The sequence below is a fragment of the Paraburkholderia sp. BR14374 genome, assembly GCF_040948685.1.
Classification (GTDB): domain Bacteria; phylum Pseudomonadota; class Gammaproteobacteria; order Burkholderiales; family Burkholderiaceae; genus Paraburkholderia; species Paraburkholderia youngii.
In genome coordinates this window covers 66536-92688 of the sequence record NZ_JBFPKF010000005.1, presented here as the reverse complement: position 1 = coordinate 92688, position 26153 = coordinate 66536, and the positions used below count along the sequence as shown (strand labels likewise).

Genomic DNA, 26153 nt, shown 5'->3' with positions numbered 1-26153 from the left:
GTCAGACCACGAGTTTGACGACCATGAAAGTCGTAAGGGTATCGCTAATAGCCTTTGGAATCAACGTTCGACGGCCGGACGACACCCCGCCTCGCGGCGCGGAAAGCCGGCCATCGGGGCTTTGACGACTTTTGACAGAATCTTTAGCTCGATCAGGCTAAACTGAGCTCAACCGTGATGGAGCGCAACGCAAGCGATGCAAGCGACCGGTGGCCGGGGCGCTCGCTCGCGGTTGTCAAAGCCTGGAACCACTCAGCCGAAAGGCTGTGTCATTGCCATTTTTCGGGGTGGCGATCCCCAGCTTGCCCTGAGGGCGTGCCCATTGCGGGCACGCCTTTTTTTTCAGGGCGCGCCGGTTGGAGAACCGGCGCCGGGCCTGCCGCGGCCCGGTCACGATGCGCGCTTAGCGGGTCGCGCTGACGTCCGCAACCAGCAGCGCCGCCATGTTGACGATCCGGCGCACCGTCGCCGACGGCGTCAGCACGTGCACCGGCTTGGCCGCGCCGAGCAGGATCGGGCCAATCGCGATGTTGTTGCCGGCCGCCGTCTTCAGCAGGTTGTACGCGATATTGGCCGCATCGATGTTCGGCAGCACCAGCAGGTTCGCGTCGCCTTCGAGCGTCGAATCGGGCAGCACTTCGCGGCGCAGATTGGAGTCGAGCGCGACGTCGCCGTGCATTTCGCCGTCAATCTGCATCTCCGGTGCGCGTTCGCGCAGGATCTCGAGCGTATCGCGCATCTTCTGCGCGCTCGGCGCGTTGCTCGAACCGAAGTTCGAATGCGACACCAGCGCGACCTTCGGCTCGATACCGAAACGACGCACTTCCTCGGCCGCCATGATCGTGATCTCGGCCAGCTCGTCCGGCGTCGGATCGACATTCACGTGCGTATCGACGAGGAAAATCTGCCGATTCGGCAACACCAGCCCATTCATCGCCGCATACACCTTCGCGCCCGGCTTCTTGCCAATCACCTGGTCGATGAAATGGATATGGCGGTGCGTCGTGCTGACCGTGCCGCAGATCATGCCGTCCGCCTCGCCCTTCCTGACCATCATCGAGCCGATCAGCGTGGTGCGGCGGCGCATCTCGAGCTTGGCCATCTGCGTGGTGATGCCCTTGCGCGACATCATCTTCGCGTATTCCTGCCAGAACTCACGGTAACGTTCGTCATGATCCGTGTTGACGACCGTGTAATCCTGCCCCGCGACGAGCCGCAGGCCATAACGAGCGATCCGCTGTTCGATCACGGCCGGCCGCCCGATCAGGATCGGCTTGGCGAGCTTTTCGTCGACGACGATCTGGATTGCGCGAAGTACACGTTCCTCTTCGCCTTCCGCGAACACGATGCGCTTCTTCTCCGGCTCGACGCTGCGCGCGAGCTGGAAGATCGGCTTCATCGTCGTGCCGCTGTGGTAGACGAATTGCTGCAGATGCTGCGCGTACGCGTCCATATCCTCGATCGGACGCTCGGCGACGCCGCAGTCCATCGCGGCCTTCGCCACCGCGGGCGCGACCTTCACGATCAGACGCGGATCGAACGGCTTCGGAATCAGATACTCCGGTCCGAACGACAGATCCTGGATGCCGTACGCGGTCGCGACGATGTCGCTCTGCTCCTGGCGCGCCAGTTCGGCGATCGCGTTGACGGCGGCGATTTCCATTTCGCGCGTGACCGTCGTCGCGCCGGCGTCCAGCGCGCCGCGGAACAGGAACGGGAACACCAGCACGTTGTTGACCTGGTTCGGGTAGTCGGTGCGGCCCGTGCACAGCACCGCGTCCGGACGCACTTCGAGCGCGAGTTCCGGCAGGATTTCCGGCGTCGGGTTCGCGAGCGCGAGGATCAGCGGCTTGGCGGCCATCTTCTTGACCATGTCCTGCTTGAGCACGCCGCCAGCCGACAGGCCGAGGAACACGTCCGCGCCGTCGATCACCTCGGCGAGCGAGCGCGCGCTGGTTTCACGCGCGAAACGCTCCTTGTCCGGGTCCATCAGTTCGGTACGGCCCTTGTAGACGACGCCCGCGAGGTCGGTCACGGTGATGTTTTCGAGCGGCAGGCCGAGATCGACCAGCAGGTCCAGACAGGCGAGCGCCGCCGCGCCCGCGCCCGAGGAAACCAGCTTGACTTCCTTGATGTCCTTGCCAACGACCTTCAGACCGTTGGTGACTGCCGCCGCGACGACGATCGCGGTGCCGTGCTGGTCGTCATGGAAGACCGGAATCTTCATGCGCTTGCGGCATTCGCGTTCGACGATGAAGCAGTCCGGCGCCTTGATGTCTTCGAGGTTGATGCCGCCGAAGGTCGGTTCGAGTGCGGCGATCACGTCGACCAGCTTGTGCGGATCGGTCTCGTTGATCTCGATATCGAACACGTCGATGCCGGCGAACTTCTTGAACAGGACGGCCTTGCCTTCCATGACCGGCTTGGACGCGAGCGGGCCGATGTTGCCGAGACCCAGCACCGCGGTACCGTTCGTGACGACGCCGACGAGGTTGCTGCGCGCGGTGAAGCGCGCGGCGTTCAGCGGGCTCTCGACGATTTCCTCGCACGCAAATGCGACGCCAGGCGAATACGCCAGCGCGAGGTCGCGCTGGTTGATCATCTGCTTGGTCGGGGCGATCGCGATTTTGCCGGGAGTCGGAAACTCGTGGTAATCGAGGGCTGCTTCGCGGAGTTTGGTATTGACGGGATTCGACATAAGGCGGGCTTCGGAGTGCAGATTAGAATAGACGTTCGACGGCATTGTAGCCCCAATTGGCTACGCAATTCCTTCAGTACGGGTACAACTGCCGCGACTGAAACAGCGCGAAAGCGCGTTGCCCGTCGCACGGGGTGGTCCGGTGCTTGCGAAGGGCACTACGCTCAAACCTGGTCACCTACGCTATTTCTACGACCCTTCTCCGCTCATCGTCCGCCATCATGCTTTCCGAGTTTTCGCTGATCGACCGCTTCTTCGCCCGCCGCGCCGCCCACGCGCGGCCCTCTACTACCGAAGGCGGCACGCTCGGCATCGGCGACGACTGCGCGTTGCTGGCACCGCCTGCCGGCGAAATGCTCGCGATATCGACGGACATGCTGGTCGAAGGCCGTCACTTCTTCCCAGATATCGATCCCGAAGCGCTCGGTCACAAGGCGCTCGCGGTCAACCTGTCGGACCTCGCCGCGATGGGCGCGCAGCCGCAGGCGTTCACGCTCGCCTTCTCGCTGCCGCAGGCCGACGAAGCCTGGCTATCCGGATTCAGCGAAGGCCTGTTCGCGCTCGCCGAGCGCTACGGTTGCGAGCTGATCGGCGGCGATACGACGGGCGGGCCGCTCAACCTGTGCATCACGGTGTTCGGCAGCGTGCCGCCGCAAACGGCATTGCGCCGCGATGCCGCGCAACCCGGCGACGACATCTGGATTTCCGGCACGCTCGGCGACGCGCGCGCCGGCCTCGGCGTGCAGCGCGGCGAATGGGCCGCCGATCGGAACGCCCCGAGCCGCGAATCGCGCTCGGCCTCGCGCTGCGCGGCGTCGCACACGCGGCGCTCGACCTGTCGGACGGACTCGCCGGCGATCTGCTGCATATCCTCGAGCGCTCGTCGGTCAGTGCGAGCGTCGACGTCGACGCGGTGCCGCGTTCAGCCGCGCTGCGCCGCCTGCCGCCCGAGGTCCAGCAGCGCTGCACGCTCGCCGGCGGCGACGATTACGAGCTGTGCTTCACCGCGCCCGGCGCCGCGCGCGCCGCGGTCGAGGCCGCCGCGCATAAGGCCGCTGTGCCGGTCACTCGCATCGGTACAATAAGCGCACTGGAGGCGGCCACCGACCGCCCGGCCATCGCGTGGCGCAACGCCACCGGCGCGCCGCTCACCCTGACGTTGCAAGGTTTCGATCACTTTCATGCAGAATGACCCCCCGCTCGGCCCCGCCGACGACTTGCTCGGCAGCGAGCCGCCGCAAGCACCACGACCGCGCGCGCCGAAGCCCGCTAAACCACGCCGCGCGACCGCGCGCTTCATGCTGTCGCACCCAGTCCACATCCTGTCGCTCGGCTTCGGCAGCGGGCTGTCGCCCGTCGCGCCGGGCACGATCGGCACCCTGTTCGGTTGGGCGTCCTTCGTGGTACTGAGCCGCTATCTGACCGTTATCGAATGGGGCGTGCTGATCGGCGTCGGCTTTCTCGCCGGCATCGCGCTGTGTGGCTTTACGGCGAAGCGGCTTGGCGTCGAGGATCCGTCGGCGGTCGTGTGGGACGAAATCGTCGCGTTCTGGCTCGTGCTGCTGATGGTCATGCCTGCCACGCTCGCCGCTCAGATGTGGGCGTTCGTGATCTTCCGCTTCTTCGACATGGTGAAGCCGCCACCGATCGGCTACTTCGACCGCCGGCTGAAAGGCGGCTTTGGCATCATGTTCGATGACCTGATCGCCGCGTTCTTCACGTTGCTCGTGATTGCGCTGTGGCGGATGTCGGTTTGAGCGCTGCCCGACCGCTATCTGAGCACCGTTCGACTCTTTCGGTCGCCACCCGGCCCCTGCCGTTCGCCGCGCCTCACGGCCGGCTTCGTTTTCCGGATTGACTGACGCCATGCCTACCGATTCCGTCGTTCACCAGCTTGCGATCCGCGTGAGCAACCGTCTGCGCGACGAGCGCCTGATGCTCGTGACCGCCGAGTCCTGCACGGGCGGCATGGTCGCGACCGCGATCACCGATATCTCCGGCAGCAGTGGCTGGTTCGAACGCGGCTTCGTCACGTATTCGAACCAGGCGAAGAGTGAAATGATCGGCGTGCCGGCCGACCTGATCGAAAAGCACGGCGCGGTCAGCGAACCGGTCGCGCGAGCGATGGCCGAAGGCGCACTGCGCAACAGCCGCGCGCAAGTGTCGCTGTCGATAACCGGCGTGGCTGGGCCCGGTGGCGGCACCGAAACCAAGCCGGTCGGCATGGTGTCGTTCGGCTGGACCAACCGGCTGCATACGTCGGTGGAAACGAAGATTTTCAAGGGCGATCGCGAGCAGATCCGCGTGCAGGCGGCAGCGCACGCGCTGCGCGGTCTGCTGGCGCTACTCGACGAACGCGAGCATTGAGCGGCGCCTGACTATTCCTGGGGAGGCGGACAATGCCGGATTCGCGCGCGATCGCTGATGACCTGATCCATCGCTTCGACCTGAAGCCACATCCTGAAGGCGGCTTTTTCGCGGAGACTTATCGCTCGGCCGCGCGCGTGCTGCGCGCCGGCGAAGCGAGCGAGACTGAGAACACTCGTGCGGCATCGACCGCGATCTATTACATGCTGTGCGATCGCGCGCATTCGGCGTGGCATCGGATCCGATCCGACGAGGTCTGGCATTTCTACGCCGGCGAGCCGCTGCTGGTTCACATGCTCGATGAAAGCGATGCCGGCGGTGCGCTAGTCACGCACCGGCTCGGCAATCCGCTCACGCATCCCGACACGGTGTATCAGGCCGTCGTGCCGGCCGGCATGTGGTTCGCGGCTGAGTGCGCCGATCCGGCGTCGTTCGCGCTGGTCGGCTGCACGGTCGCGCCGGGTTTCGAATTCAGCGAGTTCGAACTCGCGGAGGTCGATGCGCTGAAGGCGCGGCATCCGCGCCATGCGGAGTTGATCGGGCGGCTCGGAGCGGCGCGCTGACGCGCCGCTCGTCGATTCAACGAAACGCGTTGATCCGGTCGCGGGTGTCCTTCGCGGCCTGCGCGGCCGCTTGCGCGAAGTCGTCGCCCTTGCCCGCGTAGATGATCGCGCGCGAAGAGTTGATCAGCATGCCGGTGCCGTTCGCGGTGCGTCCGGCGCTGACGGTGGCCTGCACGTCGCCGCCTTGCGCGCCGATGCCCGGAATCAGCAGCGGCATGTCGCCGACGATCCCGCGCACCACTTCGATTTCCTTCGGAAACGTCGCGCCGACCACGAGCCCGAGCTGGCCGCTCGCATTCCACTTCTGCGCGGCCAGTTGCGCGACGACCTGATACAGCGGCCGGCCGCCCGTCTCGAGAAACTGCAAGTCCGAGCCGCCCGCGTTCGACGTGCGGCACAACACGATCACGCCCTTGCCCGCGTGCTCGAGATACGGCTCGATCGAATCGAAACCCATGTACGGATTGACCGTCACCGCGTCCGCCTGGTAGCGCTCGAACGCCTCGCGCGCGTACTGCTCGGCGGTGCTGCCGATATCGCCGCGCTTGGCGTCGAGAATCACCGGCAGGCCCGGATGGTTCGCGTGAATGTGGGCGATCAGCTGCTCGAGCTGGTCTTCCGCACGATGCGCGGCGAAGTAGGCGATCTGCGGCTTGAACGACGACGCGTACTGCGCGGTTGCATCGACGATCGTGCGGCAGAACTCGAAGATCGCATCGGCGCGGCCCGCGAGCGCGCCCGGAAATTTGCTGGGCTCGGGATCGAGCCCAACGCACAGCAGCGAGTTCGTGCGCTGCCAGGCGTCGTTGAGTGTCTGGATGAAGTTGGACATGGTGAGTCTCGCGGCGAGCCGGTAATCGGGGGAGGCGCGTATTTTACCCGTCCCACGATCGCCATCCGTCGATGGCGGTCACCGCGCGGCCCGCACCTCATTGACGGTAGCAGCGCCAGCCGCCCTTCCGGCGGCCCGGCGGCTACGGCGGCAACTACTGCCTGCGCCGCGCGCCACGCCCGCCCGGCATCGAGCGCAGCCCAGTCCGCTCGACGGTGAAGCGGAAAGTGCGCGTCAACCGCTCGCCGCGCTTGAGCAGCGTCATGCCGTTTTCGCTCGCGCCGCCGGCCAGGTTCATCGCATTGATCGGATGATCGACCGGCTCGAAGCAGAAGAAGTCTTCGCCGGGCGGCGTGTACAGCACGTAGTAGTCGGTATCGGCGGCGATGTTCAGCGATAGCCGGCGCTTCGGCCACACTACCGCCGCCTGGCCGCTCCAGCCGGTGAACGCGTGATTGACGATCGTCTCCGGCAGCGGATACGCGACGCCGAACTGCCACGCGGGCGGCGCCGGCACGTGGCGCACCGGCAGCCAGTCGTCGCCCGACAGCCACAGGCCGCCAGCCGCCGCCGACAGCTCGGTGTCCGCGTCGCGCACAAAGAATGGATGCACGCCGAGCCCGAACGGCAGCGTCTCACGGCCGGCGTTTTCGATTTCGAGCGCGATGACGAGCGTCGGGCCGTCGAGCGTGTAGATTTGCGTCGCGCGGAACGCGTACGGCTTGCCTTCGCTGCGGTCGAGCGCGAGGCGCACGTGCTCGCGGCCCGCGTCGAGCACCTGCCATTGCGCGAGCCAGCCGTCGCCGTGAATCGGCAGGGGTTCCTCGGCGCGGTTGCGCGGCACCTCGACGCGCCGGCCGCCCACGCTGAAATGACCGCCGCCGATGCGGTTCGAGTATGGCAACAGCGGATAGCAGGCAAGCTGGTTCGGTTCCGTATCGACACCGACTTCACTGCAGCGCCGGAAGATCGGCGTCAGCGCGCCGTCGTCGCGCCAGTCGAAGCGGGTCACGCCACCGCCGAGCGTCGGCGCGACATCGAGTCGCAATTGCGAGTTGGCGAGCGTGATGCACGCGACATCGCCGGCGCTGCCTTCGCCGAGCGCCACCGCCGACGTGCTCGGGCCCGCCAGCACGGGATTGGCCGCCGCGGCAAGTCGCGAGCGTCGCGTTTGAGAGGTTGGGGATGAGGCTGAAACGAGATTCGCAACAGTCATATCTGGCTCCATCGAGAGGCGTGGGACGTTGCCGTCAGGGTTGACGGGAGTTGCGGGCGATTTTTTATGAGCAATTCGCCTCGAGTCCGAACTGCATGCTGCCGATTCGTTGCCGGCCGGTCGCGGGCGTATCGCTCGCGGACCGAAACTGCTACATCGACTTCTGCTTCACCTTCAGGATCGCGGCCCCGGCGCGCGGCCGGGGCTGCGTCATTCTGCGCTAGATGGGCGCGCCCTGGAACAGCGGTTCCGCAACACCACGCCGTGAAAGCGTCGCGACGAACAGGTCGCCCGCGAGCGTATCGGCCGCGCGCGCCGTTGCATCGAGCTCGGCGTAGGCGCTCGTGATGTACAGCGTGTCGAGCGCCGTCTCGCCCCGGGCGCTGCCCGGGGCCTCGCCGAGCGCGGCACCGCCGATCGCGACGCAGCTCGGCTGCGTGGTCGGCACGTCGATGCGCTCGGTTTCCACACCGTCGGGACCGTAGCGCACCACGCGCGCGCCGCCCCACTGCGCGTTCCACAGGCCGCCGTCGCTGTCGACGGTCGAGCCGTCGGGGATGCCGTTCGCATCGGTTAGACGCGTGAACAGGCGATCGTTCGCGATGCTGCCATCGGCGCGATAGTCGCACGCGCGGATTTCACGCGTCGGCGAATCGCAGTAGTACATCGTCGCGCCGTCGGGACTGAATGCGATGCTGTTCGAAATTGCCGGCGCTGGCAACGGTAAGCGTTCGAGCGATAGATCGTGATTCAACCGATAGAAGCCGGCGACCGTCTGCCGTCGCCCGCTTTCGTCCTTGGTGCCGAACACGAAGCGCCCTTGCCGATCGCAGCGGCCATCGTTCACGCGCGTGTTCATGCCGGGCTCGACGTCGACGATGTGCTGCGTGCTGCCCTTCTCCAGATCGAAAAACGCGAGATGCGATGCGAGCCCGAGCAGCACGTAGCGCGGGTTTTCGCACAGCGCGAAGGTGGCGAGCCGCTCGGGCATGTCGAACGATTCGCTGCGGCCGTCGGCCGGATCGTAGCGCCACAGCCGCGCGCCTTCGATGTCGGTCCAGTAGAAACGGCCGCTGCGGGCGCACCAGGTCGCGCCTTCGCCAAGTTCGCACTGCGCGTCGAGCAGCAGCGTGGCCCGCTGCACGTGCGGCTTGGCGCTCACGCCCAGCCTCCGTCGACGACGATGTCCTGCGCGGTGATCATGCGGCTGTCGTCGGCGGCGAGGAATAGCGCCATGCGCGCGAGGTCGGCCGGCATCAGCTCGGCGTCGATGCACTGGCCTTCCTTGATCTGCCGGCGGCCGTTGTCGTCGAGCCACAGGCGCAGCTGCTTCTCGGTCATCACCCAGCCCGGCACGAGCGTGTTGACGCGGATATTGAAGTGGCCGAGGTCGCGCGCGAGCCCGCGCGTGAGCCCCTGGACCGCCGACTTCGACATCACGTACACCGGATAGCCGCCGTTCTTCAGCATCCAGCTGATCGAGCCGAGGTTGATGATCGAGCCGCTGCGCGCGGCCTTCATGTCTTCCATCACGGCCTGCGCCGCGAAGAACTGGTGGCGGATGTTCACGGCGATGCCGGCGTCGAACGACTCGCGCGTCACGTCGGCGATCTGATGGCGCTTGTCGTTCGCCGCATTGTTGATCAGCACCTGGATCGGACCCAGCGCCGCCTTCACGTCGGCGATCGCTTTTTGCAGCGCGTCGACATCGGTCAGATCGCACGGGAGAAAGAGCGGCTTGTGCTTCGAATCGCCAAGCTGGTCGGCGAGGGCTTCGCCGGCGCTCGCATCGATATCGAAGAAAGCGACGCGCGCGCCCTGCGCCGCGAAGTGCTCGACGAACGATGCGCCGATGCCGGTCGCGCCGCCCGTGATCAGCACCGTACGGTCGACGAGGCTCGGATAGCGCGCGTACGCGGTGTCAGAGAGGCTGGCGTTTGCATTGGCCGGAGACGACATCGTTCGATTCCTTTATGAGCTTGGGATGAGGTGAAAGCGGCTCAGTCGCGCGAGCCGCGGTTCTTCAACTGGTCGAGCAACACGGCCGCGAGCAGGATCGCGCCGCGCACCAGGTACTGGTAGAACGCGTCGATGTTCAGGAGGTTCATCACGTTCTCGACCGTGCCCATGATCAGCACGCCGATCACGACACCGGAGATCGTCGCGCGGCCGCCCAGCAGCGACACGCCGCCGAGCACGCACGCGGAGATCACGTTCAGCTCGAAGCCTTCGGCGGCGTTCGGCTGACCCGACGTGATACGCGACGCGAGAATCACGCCGGCGAGCGCGGTCACGGCGCCCTGGATCAGAAAGATGTAGACGCGCGTGCGCTCCACGTTGATACCGGCCAGGCGCGACGCTTCCGGATTACCGCCGATCGCGAGCGTATTGCGGCCGTACACGGTCTGGTTCAGCATCACGCCGAACACGATGAAGCAGATCAGGGTGACCCAGATCGGCAGCGACACGCCGAAGAACGTCAGGCCGCCCAAGGCGATGAAGGTATCCGACGATACGCCGACCGCCTGACCATGCGACACGATGAAGCCGAGGCCGCGGACGATTTCCATCGTCGCGAGCGTGGTGATCAGCGCATTGATGCGCAGATAAGCGATCACCGCGCCGTTGACGAAGCCGATCACCGCGCCCGCCGCGACCGCCGCGATGATCGCGATGACCGTGCTGTCGGTCGCGTTGAGCACCATCGCGCACAGCACGCCGGCGAACGCGACGGTCGAGCCGACCGACAGGTCGAAGTCGCGCGACGCGAGACAGAACATCATCGTGCACGCGACCATGCCGATCTGCGAGATCGACAGCGCGAGGCCGAGCATGTTCTCGATCGAGAAGAAATGATCGACGGTCAGCGACATCGTGACGAACATCACGATGAAGATCACGATCAGGCTGTACTCGGTGATCTGCTGCCACCACTTGGCCTTGTCGGTAGGCTGCGGAATCAGCGCGTCGGCCGCGCTCTTGGCGGCCTGCTGCGCGAGGTTTTCTCTGGCTTGCATGTTCAATACTCCTCCCGTCCCCACGGGTTGCGGACTCTCGTCCGGATAAGGTTCAGGCCGCGCGCGAGCCGCTCTGGTTGGCTGCGTTCGCGTTCGTGTTCGACTCACCAGGTAGCGCGGTCGAGCTCTGCGGCAATGCGAGGCTCAGCACCGACTGCTCGGTCGCGTCCTTGCGCGCGAGCTCGCCGGAAATGCGGCCCTGGCGCATCACGACGATCCGGTCGGACACGCCGAGCACTTCCGGCAATTCCGACGAAATCATCACGATCGCGCAGCCGCGCTCGGCGAGCTGATAGATCACGTTATAGATCTCGTGCTTCGCGCCGACGTCGATGCCGCGCGTCGGTTCGTCGAGAATCACGACTTTCAGATCAGGCTCGGCGAGCCAGCGCGACAGAATCGCCTTCTGCTGGTTGCCGCCCGACAGGAAGCGGATCTTCTGCCGGCGATGCGGCGTCTTGATCTTCAGCAGCTTGATGAAACGGTCCGCCGTCTGCGCCTCTTTCTTGCGATCGAGAAACACGCCCGCGCGCAGATAGTGACGGCGGCAGCTGATGTTGATGTTCTCCGCGACGCTCGCCATCGCGACGATGCCCTCTTCCTTGCGATCCTCGGGGCACAGCACGATGCCGTGTTTGATCGCCTCGCCCGCGCTGCGCACCTTGATCGGCTTGCCGTCGAGCACGAGTTCGCCGCCCTTGCGATGCTCGGCGCCATACACCAGATGCATCAGCTCGCTGCGGCCCGCGCCCACGAGTCCGAAGAAGCCGACGATCTCGCCGCGCCGCACCTCGAAGCTGGCCGGCTGCGCGAGCGGATGACCTTCGATCGCCTTCGCCGCGAAACGCACTTCGCCGAGCGGCCGCGCCGTATAGCTATAGATGTCCGAAATTTCGCGCCCGACCATCTCACTGACGATCGTGTCGCGCGACACGCCTTCGAGCGTCGGATGCGACGCGACCTTGCGGCCGTCGCGGAAGATCGTGCACGCGTCGCACAGCTCGTAGATCTCGTCCATCCGATGCGAGATGTAGATCATCGCGCGGTTGTCGGCGCGCAGATCGCGCACCAGCTTGAACAGCACCTCTGTCTCGCGATGCGACAGCGAGCTGGTCGGCTCGTCGAGCGCGATCACACGCGCGTTGCGCATCAGCGCCTTGCAGATTTCGACCATCTGCCGCTGCGCGATCGACAGCTTGCGCAGTTTCGCGTTCGGATCGAGCGCGACGCCCATCGCCTCGAGCCGGTCGCGCACGAAGCGCTTCGCCTCGCGCTTGTTGACCCAGCCGAGAGAATTGGGCAGCTGGCCGAGCAGCAGGTTCTCCGCGACCGTGAGGTCGGGCACGTACTGAAGTTCCTGGTGAATCACCGCGATGCCGGCACCGATCGACGCGGCCGCGCTCGGAAAGCGCACCTCGTTGCCATCGATCATCATGCGGCCCGAATCGGGCTGATACTCACCGCCGAGAATTTTCAGTAGCGTCGATTTTCCTGCGCCGTTTTCGCCCATCAGGCCGTGCACCTGGCCGACGTTGACGTCGAAGGACACACCGTCGAGCGCACGCACGCCTGGAAAAACCTTGCCGATATTGTCAAAACGTAGCGTCGCTGACACTTCGCCTCCTCATCCCTCATGTAGACCGTACGCGCGCCGCCCTCCGCAACAGGCAGAGAAAGCGGCGCGCCGGCGGTGTACTTCATGTCACCGCAAGACCAGCGATTACTTCGACGCGAGGCCCATCTTCTCGCGCACTTCGCCGACGTTGTCGCGCGTCGCCAGCATGCCGGTCGTCAGCGTCAGCAGCGGCGGCTCCTTGCCTTGGGTGATCCACGAGTACATCAGTTCCGAGGTTTCCTCGCCGTGGCGCTTCGGGCTGATGATCACGGTGCCGAAGAAACCCGTCGGCTGCGGCTTCTTGAACTCGTTCAGCGCGGAGTCCGAGCCGCCGATGCCGATACCGATCATGTTGTCGGCCTTGAAGCCACGGCCTTCCGCCGCGCGCACCGCGCCGAGCACGCCTTCGTCGTTCAGCGCGTAAGCGACCCAGTGCTTGAACTGCGGGTTCTTCGTCAGCGCGATGTTGGCGGCGTTGAAAGCGTTTTCGGTGTCGGTCTTGGCTTGCGGCGCGGTGACGATGTTCGCTTTCGGGAAGCCCGCGGCGACGAGGGCGTCGGTCGCGCCGGTGGTGCGGTCATGCGCGGTCGGCAGCTGTTCGTAGGTCACGTCGATCGCGCCGACGTCCTTCATGTCCCAGCCGCGCTTCTTGATTTCAGCCGCGATGCCGTCGCCGACCTGCTTGCCGATGTTATACGCCGAGATGCCCATATGCGGCACCGCTTCGATCGGCTTGCCCGCGCCGTCGACGAGGCGGTCGTCGACCGTCATCATCTTCAGGCCGTCGGCCTTCGCCTTCGCGACGATACCCGGCCCGAGCTTGACGTCGGGCGTGCAGATCACGAAGCCCTGCGCCTTCTGCGCGGCGAGGTTATCGATTGCGCTCATCACCTTCTCGCCCGACGGCGCGCCGATTTTCACCAGCGTGAAGCCCTTGTCCTTGGCGGCGATCTCGGCGAACTTCCATTCGTCCTGGAACCACGGCTCTTCCGGCTGCTTCACGACGAAGCCGATCTTGACCGTATCGGCTGCCTGCACGACCGGCGCATTGAAGAGCACACCCGTCGCCGCCGCTGCCAGCGTGAGGAAAATTCTACGTTTCATGATGCGTGTCTCCTGACTAATTGATAACGAGAAGGTAATCGGCCGCGTCTTCTTATACCGGTCCTGACACACGCGGCCAGCGCGTCGTCCGGTGTTCTGTGCGTCTCTTCGCGATGCGAATTCAGTCGTGATACAGCGCCGAGCGGCCGCCATCGACGGTGACGCAGCTCGCGTTGATGAACGGCGCCTCGTCCGACGCGAGGAACACCGCGGTCATCGCCACCTCCTCCGGGCGGCCGATGCGCTTCATCGGTTGCAGATCGAGCGTCGCCTGCTGCGCGGCGGCCGGATCGGGCTGCTCGTTCCACCAGTCGTGCGTCAGCTGCGTCTCGATGTAGCCGGGCGCGATCGCGTTCACGCGCACGTTGCACGGCGCGTACTCGATGCCGAGCGCGCGCGTGAGGCCGATCACGCCATGCTTCGCGACCGGGTACGGAAAGCAGCCCGGAATGATCTTGAACGCGTGGGTCGACGCGATGTTCACGATGCTGCCCGCGCCGCGTTCGACCATCCCCGGCAGTACCGCGCGACAGCCATTCCACACGCCGTCGAGATCGACTGCGAAGCAGCGCCGCCAGTCGGCGTCGGTCATCGTCAGCGGATCGCAGAACACGTTGATGCCGGCGTTGTTGACGAGGATGTCGAGCGCGCCGAACGCGCGCTCGCCAACGCTCACCGCGTGACTCACCGACGCGGCTTGCGTCACGTCGGTCTGCACCGCGAGCACGCGCGCGCCGGCGCCGGCTTCCGCCTCGATCCGCGCGGCCGTGCGCTGCGCCGTGTCGAGATCGAGTTCCGCCAGCACGACCGCCGCGCCCTCGCGCGCGAACGCGAGCGCGATCGCCGCGCCGATGCCGCGCCCGGCGCCGGTCACGAGAGCGGCCTTGCCAGCGAGCCGGTTCATTTCTTCGCTCCTGCGCGAGCGATCCGCAGACCGTTGATGAACGCCTTCGCATGCGACGCGGTCACCGCCGCGCTCTGGCCCGGCTTGTACAGCGCCGAGCCGAGGCCGAAACCGTTGGCGCCGGCGCTCAGGAACGGCCCCATGTTGTCCGGGTTGATGCCGCCGACCGGCACGAGCGGCACCTGCGCGGCGATCACCGCGCGCCATGCCTTGACGACCTGGCAGCCGAGCTGTTCGGCGGGGAACATCTTCAGCACGTCGGCGCCGTTCTTAAGCGCGATGAACGCTTCGGTCGGCGTCGCGACGCCGGGCGCGCAGGCAAGGCCGCGCGCCTTCGCGGCAATCACGACTTCCGGGTCGCTGTGCGGCATCACGACGAGCTCGCCGCCCGCCGACTTCACTTCGTCGACGTAGAGCGGATGCAGCACGGTGCCCGCGCCGACGATCGCGTCGGCCGGCAGCACCTTGCGGATCGCGGAGATGCTGTCGAAAGGCTGCGGCGAATTGAGCGGTACTTCGACGATGCGGAAACCCGCTTCGTACAGCGCTTGACCGTGATCGGCCGCGTCGGCGGGCGTGATGCCGCGCATGATCGCGATCAGCGGACAGACTTCGAACGCGGCGATCAGACCCGCGTGCGGCATGTACGGTCCGGGCAGATTGATATGTGGTTGCATGTCGGTTCCTTGTTTCGTGAGCGTCGTAAAGGGCTCTGCCGCCGGTCAGCCAGCGCGCGCCGCCTGCGCGGACGGCTGCACGAGCCCCGCTGCTACGGCAACGCGCCACAGGCCGCGTTCGGTCGCGTGCCTGACCGGCTCCGCGCGCAGACAGCCGAATTGCGCGAGCGCGAGGCGGTAGCGCTCGCACAGCGCGTCGTTGCCGATCAGCCGCAGACTCTGCTGCGCGAGCGAGCTGCCTTGCTGCGCGAGTACCGCTTCGAGGCCGGCGAGTTCGTGTCCGATCAGCAGGCCCGACAGATAGTCGGGCTGTGCCTCGCTCGACAGCGCGCCGGTCAAGCCGAGCGTGCGCGTGCTGAACACGGTCGCGAGCACGCCCGCCTGACCTTTCTCGCGCGCGATGTTCACGCCGCGCAAAAATGCTTCGGTATTCGGCCGATCGGGCGTGACCATCGTGCGGCCGAGAATGGTGTGCTCGCGCAGCGCCGCGAATACCTCGCCGGTCATGAAGGTATGAAAACGCTCGATGCGCTCCGCCTGCACGACCGCCCATTTCGCGTGCGTGCCAGGCAGGCCGATCAGTGAACGGGCGTTGCTGTCGACGGCGCTCGCGTCTTGCGCGCCGTTCGCGTCCGCGCTGAGCGCGCCGAAAATCTGCGTCTCCTCACCGCGCATCACGTTCGGCAACTCGCCGCGCTGCAGCACGCCCGGCACGATGTGCAGCGTCGCGCCGCGCGCGGTCGGCACGCGGACGATGCCGGCCACCAGCGCATCGGCGTTGGCGGGCGTCTCGACATACGGCGCTTCCAGCCAGCCTTGCGCGCTGCCCACCATCCCCGCCGCGATCACCGGCACGCCGCGCGCGTGCTCTAGCCACGCGCCGCAGGCGTCGTCGAACGCCGCGTCGAAGCCGCTCTCGGCCGCGCTGCGCGGCAGATTCATGATGCCAGCCGTCGATGCGCGCGTCGCCAGCACGCGACCGTGCGCGTCGAACAGATAGGCGCGCAGCGACGTCGTGCCCCAGTCGAGCGCGATCAGCGCGGCATGCGTGAAATCGACGGCGGCGGTATTTGTGCCATCAGTCGCGTCCGGCTCCACGCCCGAGGTGGGCGCGGCGGGCGCCTGGTGGTTCGCCAGCGTGGCGGTGCCCGCTTGTTTCATCGCTTGATCCTGCGCGTGGCCGGTTGCGGTGCGCGCCAACCAAGTTCTTCCGAAATCGCGCGCGCCTCGCGCTGCACGACCGGAATCAGTTCGTCCATCCGTTCGAGCGGCATATACGGAATCGTGCTCGCCACCGACAGCGCCGCGACGATCGCGCCCGACGCATCGCGCACCGGCGCCGCGACGCAACGGATCGACGCTTCGTTCTCTTCGAGATCGAACGTGTAGCCGCCGGCCGCGTAGTTCGTCATGCGCTGCAGGAAGGTCGGCGCGTCGGGGCGGTTGTCGGGCTTGAAGCTGACCCCCGCGAGCGCGCGGCGCGACGCGTCGAACAGCGACTGCCATGCGTCCGGCGCGAGGTCGAGCATCATCGCCTTGCCGATGCCGGTCGACGCGAGCGGCATCCGATGGCCGACGCGCGAGCGCATTTCGAGGCCGCGCGTGCCAGGGATCTTGTCGATGTACAGCACGTCGTCGCCATCGCGCACGCCGAGGTGGATCGTGTCGAGCGTCTGCTCGGCCAGCGACTGCAGATGCGGACGCGCGACGGCCGTCAGCGGCATCTGTTCGAGCGCGATCGTGCCGAGCTCGATCAGCTTCGGCCCGAGCAGATAGCCGCCCTGCACCTGACGCAGATAGCGCGCCTGCACGAGGCTGCTGACGAGCCGATGCGTGGTGCTGCGGGTGGTGCCGAGCGCGGCGCCGAAGCTGCGCAGATCGCGCACGCCGGCCGCCGCCGCCTCGAGAATCGCGAGGCCGCGCAACAGTGTCTGTGTGCCGGCCTGCTGCGGCGTGATTTCCAGCAGCGTGACCGGCAGCCCAAGGCCGTCGACGGTTGCCGCGCGCTGCACCGGGCGCGACGCCCTCGCGGTAGCGGACGCACTGGCGGCGACATTGGCGGTGACGGCTGAAGCCTCGCGCGGCGCGGGATTCGCGGCACTGTCCGGCCCGCCGTTCGACCCCGGCGCCGCCTCGGCCGGGCTAGCCCCGTGAGTAGGCATCGCTTTGTTCATGGCGATTCGCTTTCCGATGGTTTCTGCGCTTAGCGCGCGGGGCCGGAGCACAGGGCGGGAATGCGTGCGGCGCCGCGCTCGCGCGGCTGCTGTGGTTGGCTGCCAGACATGTTGGCCTCGTCTCCGGTTTTTCTGTCGCGGTTCGCTGTTTCGGCGCGCTGGAGCGCCTACTTGCGATGCATGTTGGCTTGGATTGTAGGGCGACTTTTGAGAATCACCAATATGTGAATGTTGAGCCCAGATAATGAGATTTTAGTGGGCGATCAACTATTTACGGGACGCCGTGCCCCGGCGAAAAGATACAAAAAAACCCGCGCGAGGCGGGCTTCGGAACCGAAAACCAGGAGATCGACAGCGCTTTTCAATCCGGCAATTCGGCCGCGCCCATCCGCCGGGCGATGACTCGTGCGCGTTGCGTGAGATACGCCGAATTCCTGTGTTCATCGAAATATTTGGGGCGCGGCAGCATCACCGCGAGCCGTGCGGACTGTGCGGCCGTGAGTTTGCTCGCCGAGGTCTTGAAGTAGTACTGCGCGGCCGCCTCGGCGCCGTACACGCCGTTGCCCCATTCGACCGAGTTCAGATAGATCTCGAAGATGCGCTGCTTGTCCATCAGCGTTTCGAGCATCCACGTGATGATCAGCTCCTGGCCCTTGCGGATATAGCTTTTCTCGCGCGACAGGAACAAATTGCGCGCGAGTTGCTGCGAGATCGTCGAGCCGCCGCGCACGATCCGGCCTTGCGCCTTGTTGCGCTCCCATGCCTGCAACATCGCGTCGGTTTCGTAGCCCTTGTTGGTGACGAAGTTCGCGTCCTCGGACGCGATAATCGCGCGCTTCAGGTTGCGGGAAATCTGCTCGTACGGCACCCACGTGCGCTGCACCGACAGATCCGGCCGGTCCTGCGACAGACGCCACGCGTCCGAGCGCATGAACGCGGTCGAGCGCGGATTGACGACGTTCCAGATCGCGATCTGCGCGAAGTAGTACGCCTGCGTCGCGAGCCAGGCGATGGCCACGACCGCGATCAGCCAGGCGAACCAGCGCAGCGGGCCGGCCTGGCCGCGCGAACCGCTGGCGCGCCGCGTCGCTGTCATGGTGCGTGCTGTCCGCGCGCTGACGTTATGCGGGCGACGGCGCCGTCAGCAGCGCCCGCAATTCGGCGAGCACCGGCGCGCCGTCGGGGCGCACACCGCGCCACACATAGAACGATTCGGCCGCCTGCTCGACCAGCATGCCGAGACCGTCGGCGCCGCGCGCGCCGAGCTTCGCCGCGTGCTGCATGAAGACAGTTGGATGCGCGCTGTACATCATGTCGTAAGCGAGCGTGCCGTTGCCGAACGCGCGGTCGTCGCACTCGGGCAGCGACGCATCGAGGCTGCCCGCGGTCGCGTTGACGATCACGTCGTACTGGCCCGCTTCGATCGCGCGGGCGCTGCCGCCGTTCAGCCGGCAGCGTGCGTCGCCGGCTGCCTGCGCGAACTGATCGACCAGCGCCTCGGCTTTCTGCGCCGTGCGGTTGACGATCGTCAGCGTATGCGGCGCGCGGTCGAGCATCGGCAGCACGACACCGCGCGCGGCCCCGCCCGCGCCGAGCAGCAGGATGCGCGCGCCTTTCAGCGACACCCCGAGATTCACCTCGATGTCGCGCACGAGGCCGAAGCCATCCGTGTTGTCGCCGTAGATGCCGTCGGCGTCGACCCTCAGCGTGTTCACCGCGCCGGCCGCCGCCGCGCGCGGCGACAGCGTGTTCGCGAACGCATGCGCGTCGAGCTTGAACGGCACCGTCACGTTCAGGCCGCGCCCGCCCGCTTCGATGAACGCGCGCACGTGCGGCACGAACGCGTCGACCGGCGCGAGCAGATGACCGTACTCGATCGGCTCGCCGGTTTGCGCGGCGAAGCGGCCGTGGATGAACGGCGACTTGCTATGCCCGACCGGGTTGCCGATGACCGCGTAGCGATCGCGCGTTGGGTTGCCGTTCATCGTCCCGGCTCCGTGATGTGTTGGTCGTTGTCGGCGGTGTTCGATGCGTCGTTGCCGTTGCCGTTGCCGTTGCCGCTTGCCGCGGATTCGTCGGCGCCCGGGTTGTCGTTCGGATTACCGCCGTCGGCTTCCGCTTGCGCCTCCGCTTCGCTTTCGGCGCTGTCGTCCGCTGCGTCGAGCAACTCTTCGTCGCCCTCGTCCTCGCCTTCTTCCGCTTCGGCGCCGCTCGTCACGGTCGGCGCATCGAGCACGTGCAGCAGACGCACCGACGCTTCGATCGTCAGTTCGTCGATCGACATCACTTCCAGCTGCAAACGCGTGCCGCGCGCATGCACGCCGAGACCCGGCACGTGCAGCAGCAGCGGAATTTCCTCTAGACGCACGAGATCGCCCTTCACAACCGATGCGACTACCTGCTTGCGGTTTTCCTGCCTGAGCCAGCGCAGACACCAGAAGTACTCCATGCGGCGCTGGTGGTCGGCGTACGCGGTGTAGGTGTCGTCGAAGCCCTGCACGACCGCGAACAGATCGGCGTCCTTCGGCTTGAACGGCGCGGCGAGCTTGGCGGTCACGCCATGCTGCACGCACGCGATCAGCTGCCACTGGTTCACGAGGTCGACGTAGCGGCGCAGCGGCGACGTGCTCCACGCGTATTGCGAGACCCCGAGCCCTTCGTGCGGCGCGGCGTTGGTCTGCATGCGCGTGCGCTTCGGGCCGCTTGGCGCGCCGAACGCGCGCTGCGTGCGATAGATGCCCGGCACGCCGTGATCGTGCAGGAACGCACCCCACGACGAGTTTGCGAGAATCGCCAGTTCGGCGACGATCGTGTCGAGCGGCGAACCGCGCCGGCGCGGCGTGATCGTGACGTGCTCGCCGTCGACGTAGAAATTGAAATCGGTATTGCGCTGCACTTCGCGACGCAGGCCGTAGCCGGCGCGCGCGGTCTGGCGCTTTTCGAACAGCGCCTGCGCGAACGGCCAGAGCACGGCGATATCGTCCTTGTGCGGATACTCGCCGGTGCCCTCGGCGAGCGCCTCCTCGGTGACGACTTCGTCGAGCGTGTTGTGGCGCAGATTGTTCTTCACGAACACGCGCTCGGCGCGCGTTTCGCTCGCGACGATCTCCTGCGTCTCGCGATTGACGATCACATACAGCGACAGCGCCGGCCGATACCCGCCCTCGGCGAGCGTAAAGGTGTCGACGACGCTGTCGGGCAGCATCGTGATTTTGTCGCCGGGCATGTAGACCGTCGACAAACGCGCACGCGCGATCGCATCGACGTCGTCGCCGCGCTGGATGCCGAGCGCCGGCGCGGCGATGTGCACGCCGATCCGCACACGGCCGTCGGCCAGATGCTCGACCGAGAATGCGTCGTCGATTTCCGTCGTGGTGATGTCGTCGATCGAGAACGCTTCGACGTCGGCCTGCGGCAGATCGTCGGGCACGTTCGCGGCCGCAACGGACGGGAAGCCGGTGCCATGCGGGAAGTACTCGGACAGGAATTTCGCTTCGTGCAGCGCGCGCGGCGACGCGATCGCGCCGCATTCGAGCATCAGCCGCGCCTGCGAGATGCCGCGCGCGGCCGCGGCGTTTTCGAGCGCCTTGTACTCGATCGTGTTCTTGTCGGGCTTCGTCAGGAGCGCGAGGCCCTTGCCGCCCGCGAACGCTTCCGGTAGACGGCCTGCCTTCAGCTCTTCTTCGTACTGCGCCTGCACGAGCGCCTGCTGGCGCTTGCGCTCGAGACCCGCGAGCGCCATCTTCAGCTGCTCTTGCGGCGCGCGCTGGTACATGCCGCGGCCCTTGCGCCGGAAGTACACCGGCGAGCCATGCATGCGCAGCACCAGCGCCGCGCGCTCGACCGCGCCGAAGCTCGCGCCGAAGTACTCGGCGCCCAGCGTCGCGAACGGGAATTCATCGTCCGGCGCGCATTCCCACAGGAAGTCCAGATCGATCTCCTGCGCCAACGTGTCGGCCTGCTGCATCAGTTCGGCCGCAGTGGGTTTCTCGAACTCGATCAGCACATCCTTCGCGCGCACCTTCGCGCGCCGGCCGCCCGGCAACTCGACCTGAAACGCGTCACCCTGACGCGACAGCACGCTGCCGGCCTTGAAACTGCCCGATTCCTCGAAGAAAACGTTCACTCAATACTCTCGTTCTGACTTGCAACTGCCGGCGCGCCCGACGCCCTGTGGCGATCGATCACTGCATGCGCGGCACGGCAACCTGTTCGTGATAGTGAATCCGCGGCGCGCACTGCGCGTGCCAGCGGGTTGAATCTTGCGACCGGCGGTGGCGGTCGGTGTGTCTTTCCGGCTGATGTCCTTGCAGGGATCGGTGCCGCCGCCCTGGCACGCCATCAGGCCGCCGCGCGCGGCGCCGGCGGCTCGACGTCTTCGCCGTCGCAGAAGGCCAGCACGTCGTCGAGGTACTGCGCGAACTCGCTGATCGCATGGTCACTGCCCTCGATCAGCGTGGTGCGCGCGCCCGGATAGCGCGCGAGCATTTCGCGGTAGTCGAGCACTTCGTCGCCGGTGGCTGCCATCAAATAATAGCGTTCGGGCCGCGTGATCGACGCGACGCCGAGCGCGCGCAATTCGTCCAGATGATGCGGCTCGACGACGATGCTGCCGCCGCCATGCCACAACGGCTGCTCGCCGAGATACGCGCTCAGGTCGCGCTGCGGCACGACCGCCGGGTTCAGCAGCACGGCCGGCCAGCCGTGCTTCTCGGCCAGGTGCGTGGCGAAGTAGCCGCCCAGCGAACTGCCGATCACGGTCACCTGTCGTGCATCGCCCTTCGCGCGTGCGTCGGCGACCAGCGATTCGGCGAGCACCACGGTTTCGAACGGCGACACCGGCAGCATCGGGCAGCACCACTCGTCGGCGCGGCCCAGTTCGGCGAGACGCGCCGCGAGCAGACGCGCCTTGAACGAATTCGGCGACGAACGGAAACCGTGCAGATAGAGAATCACGACGCGCCTCGCGTCGAAAGACCGTCGAGCAGCTTCTGATGCACGCCGCCGAAGCCGCCATTGCTCATCACCAGAATCTGATCGCCGGGGCGCGCCGCGTGGACCACCGCCTTCACGAGCGCGTCGAGGTTGTCGAACGCCTGGGCCTTGCCGTCGAGCGGCGCGAGCGCTTCGCCGAGGTTCCAGCCGAGCGCGTCGCGCCCGCTCGGCGCACCGTAGCCGAACACGAGGTCGGCGTCGGCGAGGCTTGCCGGCAGTTGCGCTTTCATCACGCCGAGCTTCATCGTGTTCGAGCGCGGTTCGAGCACTGCGAGAATTCGCGTGTTGTCGCGGCCGACGCGCGCACGCAGCCCGGCCACCGTCGTCTCGATCGCGGTGGGGTGATGCGCGAAGTCGTCGTATACGGTCACGCCGTCGACGCTGCCGCGCACTTCCATGCGGCGCTTCACGTTGCGGAAGCTCGACAGCGATTTCGCGGCCTGTGCGGGCGGCACGCCGACGTGGCGGGCGGCGGCAATAGCGGCGAGCGCGTTCATGCGGTTATGTTCGCCCTGCACCTGCCAGTCGACCACGCCGACGCGCTCGCCGTTGTGATAGACGGCAAAGCGTTCGTCAACGGGCACGCCCTGCTCCGCCGGCTGGATCTCCCAGCCACCCTGTACGCCAAAGCGCTCGACCTCGCTCCAGCAGCCGCGCGTCAACACGCGCTCGAGCGCGTCCTCGCGGCCGTTCGTGACGACCCGGCCCAAGCGCGGCACCGTGCGGATCAGATGATGGAACTGGGTTTCGATCGCGGCGAGATCGGGGAAGATGTCGGCGTGATCGAATTCGAGGTTGTTCAGCACCGCCGTTTTCGGGCGGTAATGGACGAACTTCGAGCGTTTATCGAAGAATGCGGTGTCGTATTCGTCGGCTTCGATCACGAAGAAGCTCGAATCGGTGAGCCGCGCCGACACGCCGAAATTCAGCGGCACACCGCCGATCAGAAAGCCCGGATTCAGCCCTGCGTCTTCGAGCAGCCAGGTCAGCATCGAGCTCGTGGTGGTCTTGCCGTGCGTGCCGGCCACGGCCAGCACCCATTTGCCGTTCAGCACGTGCTCGCCGAGCCACTGCGGACCGGACACGTACGGCAGGCCGCGGTCCAGAATCGCTTCCATCAGCGGGTTGCCGCGCGTGACCACGTTGCCGATCACGAATAAATCAGCGTTCAGGCCGTTCAGCTGTTCCGCGTCGTAACCCTCGATCAGGCGGATGCCTTGCGCCTCGAGCTGCGTGCTCATCGGCGGGTAGACGCCGGCGTCGCAGCCGGTCACCGTGTGGCCCGCATTGCGCGCGAGCACCGCGAGTCCGCCCATGAAAGTGCCGCAGATGCCGAGGATGTGGATATGCATAAGCCTGTCTTGCCGTGGGGGCGTTTTTTGCGAGGGATGGGAGGCCGCAGGACGGCCGGAACGACCGTCTGCAAAGGACGCCTATTGTAACCGACACGGCGCGCGCCGCCCCTGCGGGCCACGCCCGGCGCCGCCCCGTCCGGGCCGCCCGACCGCGTCGCCAGGCCCGATCTAGTATGATGCAGGGATGGTCCGCAAATTACATTTCGATCCGCAACGCGTGCGCGAGGAAATCGCGATCGCGGCTGCGCGCCTGATTGCCGAAGACGGTCTGGACTACGCCAGCGCGAAGCGCAAGGCGGCCCGGCAGGTCGTCGGCGAGACCCGTGTCGCCGGCGAATGGCTGCCGGACAACGACCAGATCGAAGAAGAAATCCGCGAATATCAATTGCTGTTCCAGGGCGACAGCCAGCCGGCGCTTTTGCGGCGGCTGCGTGTGATCGCGGTCGAATGGATGGAGCGGCTCGCGCCGTTCAATCCGTATCTGACGGGCGCGGTGCTCGGCGGCACGGCCGGCGAGCATTCGGACGTCCATCTGCAGGTGTTTTGCGACAACCCGAAGGAAGTCGCGATCTACATGCTGAACGCGAACATCCAGTACGACGTGTCGGAAACGCGCCATTTCGCAGGACGCGGCTATGTGGAGACGCTGAGCTTTCTGTGGCGCCCGGCAGACCATCGCAACGCCGAGCCGGTCGGCATCCACGTCGCGCTGTATGAAACCGACGACCTGCGCGGCGCGGTGCGCGCCGACGCGCGCGGCCGCACGGCGCGGGCGAATTTGCCGGCGGTGCAGGCGCTGCTCGACGGCGACCAGGTGCCGTCCTTCACCAATTGACCAGACAGAACGGAGCACAATGAACACAAGACGTATGCTGGCGGGCGCGGCCGTCGCGCTGGTCGCCGCGGGCGGCGGCGTGCTGGCCAATCACTGGCTCAATCGCGGTACCGACGTCGCGTACGCGGCGCAGGGCGGGTCACAGCCTGACACCCATGCGAGCCCCGTCCAGCAGCTGTGGAGCGCGCCGGTCACGAATGTCGACGGCAAGCCGCAGTCGCTGAGCATGCTCAAGGGCCACCCGATCGTCGTCAACTTCTGGGCGTCGTGGTGTGGCCCGTGCGTCCAGGAAATGCCTGAGCTGTCGCAGATCCAGCGCGAATACGCGAAGAAAGGCATCCAGTTCGTCGGTCTCGGCGTCGACTCGGAAAAGAATATCCAAACCTTCCTGCAGAAGGTCAAGGTCGCGTACCCGATCTACGTGACCGGCTTCGGCGGCGCCGACCTCGCGCGTGCGTTCGGCAACAATGCGGGAGGTTTGCCGTTTACCGTCGTGATCGACGCAAAAGGCAACATCCGCTCGACAAAATTGGGCCAGATCGACCCCACGGCCCTGCGCCAGACGCTCGACACGCTGTAAATTTCCCCGATTTCTGACGCCGCGCTTTTGGCACCCGCTTGCGTGCAGAACGAGCGAAAATGCGCGGATAATCCCCGAATTTGAGTGAAGTTCGGCTCACGGCTGTGCAGCGGCCCGCCCCAGCCGTCGCCGCGTACGCGCGCGAAACTAGACAAGTTTCTCTAATCAGCGCTAAAGTGCGCGCAATTCCACGGAAAAAGAAGCGACCATGACGCGCCTGCTGGTACTGCACGGACCCAACCTCAACCTTCTCGGTACTCGGGAACCCGAGGTCTACGGTCGCGTGACCCTGCCGCAGATCGATCAGGCGCTAGCGGACCGTGCAGCCGATGCGGGCGTCGAGCTTGCGTCGTTCCAGAGCAATCACGAAGGCGCGCTGGTCGACCGCATTCAGGCGGCCCGCACCGAGCAAACCGATTTCATCCTGATCAATCCCGCCGCGTACACGCACACCAGCGTGGCCATCCGGGACGCACTAGCGGGGGTTGGCATCCCGTTCGTCGAGATTCATTTGTCGAACGTGCATCGCCGGGAACCGTTCAGGCATCACTCGTATTTCTCCGACCAGGCAGAGGGCGTAATTTGCGGCCTCGGCTGGAAGGGGTATCTGTACGCGCTCGAATTCGCGCTCGACCGGCTCGCCGCCGGCACGTCGCGCGGCTGAATCCAAACACGTCCAATTTGAGCCGGCTACTGCACGTTTGCACGCGCCGGCACACTACGCATTGAAAGGGGCACCCTGATGGATCTACGTAAACTCAAAACTCTGATCGACCTCGTCTCGGAGTCCGGTATTTCCGAACTCGAAGTGACCGAGGGCGAAGGCAAGGTCCGCATCGTCAAGAATGCGCCGCCGGTTTACGTCCAACCGTCCGCCTCGTACGCTGCACCGCAATTCCCGCAAGCCGCGCCGGCAGCGGTCGAAGCGCCGGCCGCCGCGAACGCTCCCGCTACGCCGGCGGCCGCCGCGCCGCAGGGTCACGTCGTCACTTCGCCGATGGTCGGCACCTTCTACCGCGCGCCGTCGCCGGGTGCGGATCCGTTCGTGCAGGTCGGCGACACGGTCAAGGAAGGCCAGACCATCTGCATCATCGAAGCGATGAAGCTGCTCAACGAGATCGAGGCGGACAAGTCGGGCGTGGTCAAGGAAATCCTCGTCGAAAACGGCCAGGCGGTCGAGTACGGCCAACCGCTGTTCGTGGTCGGCTAACGCGGCACGCA

Annotated in this window: 24 protein-coding genes and 1 pseudogene; 8 read left to right on the top strand and 17 right to left on the bottom strand. The window is 66.2% G+C overall.

The window, feature by feature from the left end; translation table 11 throughout:
- Window positions 1–403 precede the first annotated feature (403 nt).
- On the bottom strand, window positions 404–2743 hold the full coding sequence (locus AB3X86_RS13530) for an NADP-dependent malic enzyme (RefSeq protein WP_368596377.1): 2340 nt from the start codon (window positions 2741–2743) through the stop codon (window positions 404–406).
- Window positions 2744–2919: 176 nt separating this feature from the next.
- On the opposite strand from AB3X86_RS13530, the pseudogene thiL reads away from it, so the two are divergent.
- The 4 genes and pseudogenes from thiL (at window position 2920) to AB3X86_RS13510 (ending at window position 5628) form a co-directional block, all read left to right on the top strand.
- Window positions 2920–3890: pseudogene (gene thiL, locus AB3X86_RS13525) on the top strand (thiamine-phosphate kinase).
- Window positions 3880–4455: a phosphatidylglycerophosphatase A gene (locus tag AB3X86_RS13520; RefSeq protein ID WP_368596376.1), complete on the top strand. Its 576-nt coding sequence runs from the start codon at window positions 3880–3882 to the stop codon at window positions 4453–4455. Before thiL ends, AB3X86_RS13520 begins: the two are co-directional and overlap by 11 nt.
- Window positions 4456–4564: 109 nt before the next feature.
- A complete protein-coding gene (locus tag AB3X86_RS13515; RefSeq protein ID WP_013090547.1) occupies window positions 4565–5065 on the top strand; it encodes a CinA family protein in 501 nt (166 codons plus the stop codon).
- Window positions 5066–5097: 32 nt separating this feature from the next.
- Window positions 5098–5628, top strand: coding sequence for a cupin domain-containing protein (locus AB3X86_RS13510; protein ID WP_368596375.1), 531 nt, complete (start codon window positions 5098–5100; stop codon window positions 5626–5628).
- Window positions 5629–5644: 16 nt separating this feature from the next.
- Here the strand turns inward: AB3X86_RS13510 and pyrF are convergent, their stop codons facing one another.
- From pyrF to mpl, 16 genes are all read right to left on the bottom strand, one after another.
- Window positions 5645–6460, bottom strand: a complete 816-nt coding sequence (pyrF, locus tag AB3X86_RS13505; protein ID WP_368596374.1) for an orotidine-5'-phosphate decarboxylase — start codon at window positions 6458–6460, stop codon at window positions 5645–5647.
- 154 nt (window positions 6461–6614) lie between these two features.
- Window positions 6615–7676 carry an aldose 1-epimerase gene (locus AB3X86_RS13500; RefSeq protein WP_368596373.1) on the bottom strand — a complete coding sequence of 354 codons (1062 nt, stop codon included), beginning with the start codon at window positions 7674–7676 and terminating at the stop codon, window positions 6615–6617.
- A gap of 220 nt (window positions 7677–7896) precedes the next feature.
- Window positions 7897–8838: an SMP-30/gluconolactonase/LRE family protein gene (locus tag AB3X86_RS13495; RefSeq protein WP_368596372.1), complete on the bottom strand. Its 942-nt coding sequence runs from the start codon at window positions 8836–8838 to the stop codon at window positions 7897–7899.
- The gene (locus tag AB3X86_RS13490; protein ID WP_176380919.1) at window positions 8835–9635 is read right to left on the bottom strand and encodes an SDR family NAD(P)-dependent oxidoreductase; all 801 of its coding nucleotides are present in this window, start codon (window positions 9633–9635) and stop codon (window positions 8835–8837) included. The genes AB3X86_RS13495 and AB3X86_RS13490 overlap by 4 nt, the downstream gene beginning before the upstream one ends.
- Window positions 9636–9676: 41 nt before the next feature.
- The gene (araH, locus tag AB3X86_RS13485) at window positions 9677–10693 is read right to left on the bottom strand and encodes an L-arabinose ABC transporter permease AraH (RefSeq protein ID WP_176105037.1); all 1017 of its coding nucleotides are present in this window, start codon (window positions 10691–10693) and stop codon (window positions 9677–9679) included.
- 52 nt (window positions 10694–10745) lie between these two features.
- A complete protein-coding gene (gene araG / locus AB3X86_RS13480; protein WP_368596371.1) occupies window positions 10746–12308 on the bottom strand; it encodes an L-arabinose ABC transporter ATP-binding protein AraG in 1563 nt (520 codons plus the stop codon).
- 105 nt (window positions 12309–12413) lie between these two features.
- Window positions 12414–13412: an arabinose ABC transporter substrate-binding protein gene (locus AB3X86_RS13475; protein ID WP_368596370.1), complete on the bottom strand. Its 999-nt coding sequence runs from the start codon at window positions 13410–13412 to the stop codon at window positions 12414–12416.
- A gap of 121 nt (window positions 13413–13533) precedes the next feature.
- Window positions 13534–14316, bottom strand: a complete 783-nt coding sequence (locus tag AB3X86_RS13470; RefSeq protein ID WP_368596369.1) for an SDR family oxidoreductase — start codon at window positions 14314–14316, stop codon at window positions 13534–13536.
- The gene (locus AB3X86_RS13465; protein ID WP_368596368.1) at window positions 14313–14993 is read right to left on the bottom strand and encodes a 2-dehydro-3-deoxy-6-phosphogalactonate aldolase; all 681 of its coding nucleotides are present in this window, start codon (window positions 14991–14993) and stop codon (window positions 14313–14315) included. Before AB3X86_RS13465 ends, AB3X86_RS13470 begins: the two co-directional genes overlap by 4 nt.
- Window positions 14994–15038: 45 nt before the next feature.
- Complete coding sequence (locus AB3X86_RS13460; RefSeq protein ID WP_368596367.1) at window positions 15039–16154, bottom strand: 2-dehydro-3-deoxygalactonokinase; 1116 nt, start codon at window positions 16152–16154, stop codon at window positions 15039–15041.
- Entirely contained in the window at window positions 16151–17167 is a 1017-nt protein-coding gene (locus AB3X86_RS13455; protein ID WP_176105030.1) for an IclR family transcriptional regulator, read from the bottom strand. The genes AB3X86_RS13460 and AB3X86_RS13455 overlap by 4 nt, the downstream gene beginning before the upstream one ends.
- Window positions 17168–17528: 361 nt before the next feature.
- Window positions 17529–18263 carry a monofunctional biosynthetic peptidoglycan transglycosylase gene (gene mtgA / locus AB3X86_RS13450; RefSeq protein ID WP_368596366.1) on the bottom strand — a complete coding sequence of 245 codons (735 nt, stop codon included), beginning with the start codon at window positions 18261–18263 and terminating at the stop codon, window positions 17529–17531.
- A gap of 25 nt (window positions 18264–18288) precedes the next feature.
- Window positions 18289–19152 (bottom strand): shikimate dehydrogenase, encoded by an 864-nt coding sequence (gene aroE / locus AB3X86_RS13445; protein ID WP_368596365.1) that lies wholly within the window; start codon window positions 19150–19152, stop codon window positions 18289–18291.
- On the bottom strand, window positions 19149–21293 hold the full coding sequence (locus AB3X86_RS13440; protein WP_368596364.1) for a ribonuclease catalytic domain-containing protein: 2145 nt from the start codon (window positions 21291–21293) through the stop codon (window positions 19149–19151). Before AB3X86_RS13440 ends, aroE begins: the two co-directional genes overlap by 4 nt.
- Before the next feature lie 215 nt (window positions 21294–21508).
- Complete coding sequence (locus AB3X86_RS13435; RefSeq protein ID WP_368596363.1) at window positions 21509–22123, bottom strand: YqiA/YcfP family alpha/beta fold hydrolase; 615 nt, start codon at window positions 22121–22123, stop codon at window positions 21509–21511.
- Window positions 22120–23514 (bottom strand): UDP-N-acetylmuramate:L-alanyl-gamma-D-glutamyl-meso-diaminopimelate ligase, encoded by a 1395-nt coding sequence (mpl, locus tag AB3X86_RS13430; protein ID WP_176105023.1) that lies wholly within the window; start codon window positions 23512–23514, stop codon window positions 22120–22122. The genes AB3X86_RS13435 and mpl overlap by 4 nt, the downstream gene beginning before the upstream one ends.
- 187 nt (window positions 23515–23701) lie before the next feature.
- Here mpl and AB3X86_RS13425 point away from each other — a divergent pair, with 187 nt between their 5' ends.
- The 4 genes from AB3X86_RS13425 to accB all read left to right on the top strand — a co-directional run bounded on the left by AB3X86_RS13425 (window position 23702) and on the right by accB (window position 26142).
- Window positions 23702–24352: a UDP-N-acetylmuramate--alanine ligase gene (locus tag AB3X86_RS13425; RefSeq protein WP_368596362.1), complete on the top strand. Its 651-nt coding sequence runs from the start codon at window positions 23702–23704 to the stop codon at window positions 24350–24352.
- Between the two features lie 19 nt (window positions 24353–24371).
- Entirely contained in the window at window positions 24372–24932 is a 561-nt protein-coding gene (locus AB3X86_RS13420; RefSeq protein WP_176105020.1) for a TlpA disulfide reductase family protein, read from the top strand.
- A gap of 208 nt (window positions 24933–25140) precedes the next feature.
- Window positions 25141–25596 carry a type II 3-dehydroquinate dehydratase gene (gene aroQ, locus AB3X86_RS13415; RefSeq protein WP_176365578.1) on the top strand — a complete coding sequence of 152 codons (456 nt, stop codon included), beginning with the start codon at window positions 25141–25143 and terminating at the stop codon, window positions 25594–25596.
- A 78-nt stretch (window positions 25597–25674) separates the two neighbouring features.
- Complete coding sequence (gene accB, locus AB3X86_RS13410) at window positions 25675–26142, top strand: acetyl-CoA carboxylase biotin carboxyl carrier protein (protein WP_176121879.1); 468 nt, start codon at window positions 25675–25677, stop codon at window positions 26140–26142.
- Window positions 26143–26153 lie beyond the last annotated feature (11 nt).

Coding starts and splice junctions, on each gene's coding strand:
- AB3X86_RS13470 (WP_368596369.1), bottom strand. CDS start 14,316: ATGAACCGGCTCGCTGGCAAGGCCGCTCTCGTGACCGGCGCCGGGCGC.
- aroQ (WP_176365578.1), top strand. CDS start 25,141: ATGACGCGCCTGCTGGTACTGCACGGACCCAACCTCAACCTTCTCGGT.
- aroE (WP_368596365.1), bottom strand. CDS start 19,152: ATGAACGGCAACCCAACGCGCGATCGCTACGCGGTCATCGGCAACCCG.
- AB3X86_RS13420 (WP_176105020.1), top strand. CDS start 24,372: ATGAACACAAGACGTATGCTGGCGGGCGCGGCCGTCGCGCTGGTCGCC.
- AB3X86_RS13460 (WP_368596367.1), bottom strand. CDS start 16,154: ATGAAACAAGCGGGCACCGCCACGCTGGCGAACCACCAGGCGCCCGCC.
- pyrF (WP_368596374.1), bottom strand. CDS start 6,460: ATGTCCAACTTCATCCAGACACTCAACGACGCCTGGCAGCGCACGAAC.
- AB3X86_RS13500 (WP_368596373.1), bottom strand. CDS start 7,676: ATGACTGTTGCGAATCTCGTTTCAGCCTCATCCCCAACCTCTCAAACG.
- AB3X86_RS13510 (WP_368596375.1), top strand. CDS start 5,098: ATGCCGGATTCGCGCGCGATCGCTGATGACCTGATCCATCGCTTCGAC.
- AB3X86_RS13515 (WP_013090547.1), top strand. CDS start 4,565: ATGCCTACCGATTCCGTCGTTCACCAGCTTGCGATCCGCGTGAGCAAC.
- mpl (WP_176105023.1), bottom strand. CDS start 23,514: ATGCATATCCACATCCTCGGCATCTGCGGCACTTTCATGGGCGGACTC.
- accB (WP_176121879.1), top strand. CDS start 25,675: ATGGATCTACGTAAACTCAAAACTCTGATCGACCTCGTCTCGGAGTCC.
- AB3X86_RS13530 (WP_368596377.1), bottom strand. CDS start 2,743: ATGCCGTCGAACGTCTATTCTAATCTGCACTCCGAAGCCCGCCTTATG.
- AB3X86_RS13465 (WP_368596368.1), bottom strand. CDS start 14,993: ATGCAACCACATATCAATCTGCCCGGACCGTACATGCCGCACGCGGGT.
- araH (WP_176105037.1), bottom strand. CDS start 10,693: ATGCAAGCCAGAGAAAACCTCGCGCAGCAGGCCGCCAAGAGCGCGGCC.
- AB3X86_RS13425 (WP_368596362.1), top strand. CDS start 23,702: ATGGTCCGCAAATTACATTTCGATCCGCAACGCGTGCGCGAGGAAATC.
- AB3X86_RS13520 (WP_368596376.1), top strand. CDS start 3,880: ATGCAGAATGACCCCCCGCTCGGCCCCGCCGACGACTTGCTCGGCAGC.
- AB3X86_RS13475 (WP_368596370.1), bottom strand. CDS start 13,412: ATGAAACGTAGAATTTTCCTCACGCTGGCAGCGGCGGCGACGGGTGTG.
- AB3X86_RS13490 (WP_176380919.1), bottom strand. CDS start 9,635: ATGTCGTCTCCGGCCAATGCAAACGCCAGCCTCTCTGACACCGCGTAC.
- mtgA (WP_368596366.1), bottom strand. CDS start 18,263: ATGACAGCGACGCGGCGCGCCAGCGGTTCGCGCGGCCAGGCCGGCCCG.
- AB3X86_RS13455 (WP_176105030.1), bottom strand. CDS start 17,167: ATGAACAAAGCGATGCCTACTCACGGGGCTAGCCCGGCCGAGGCGGCG.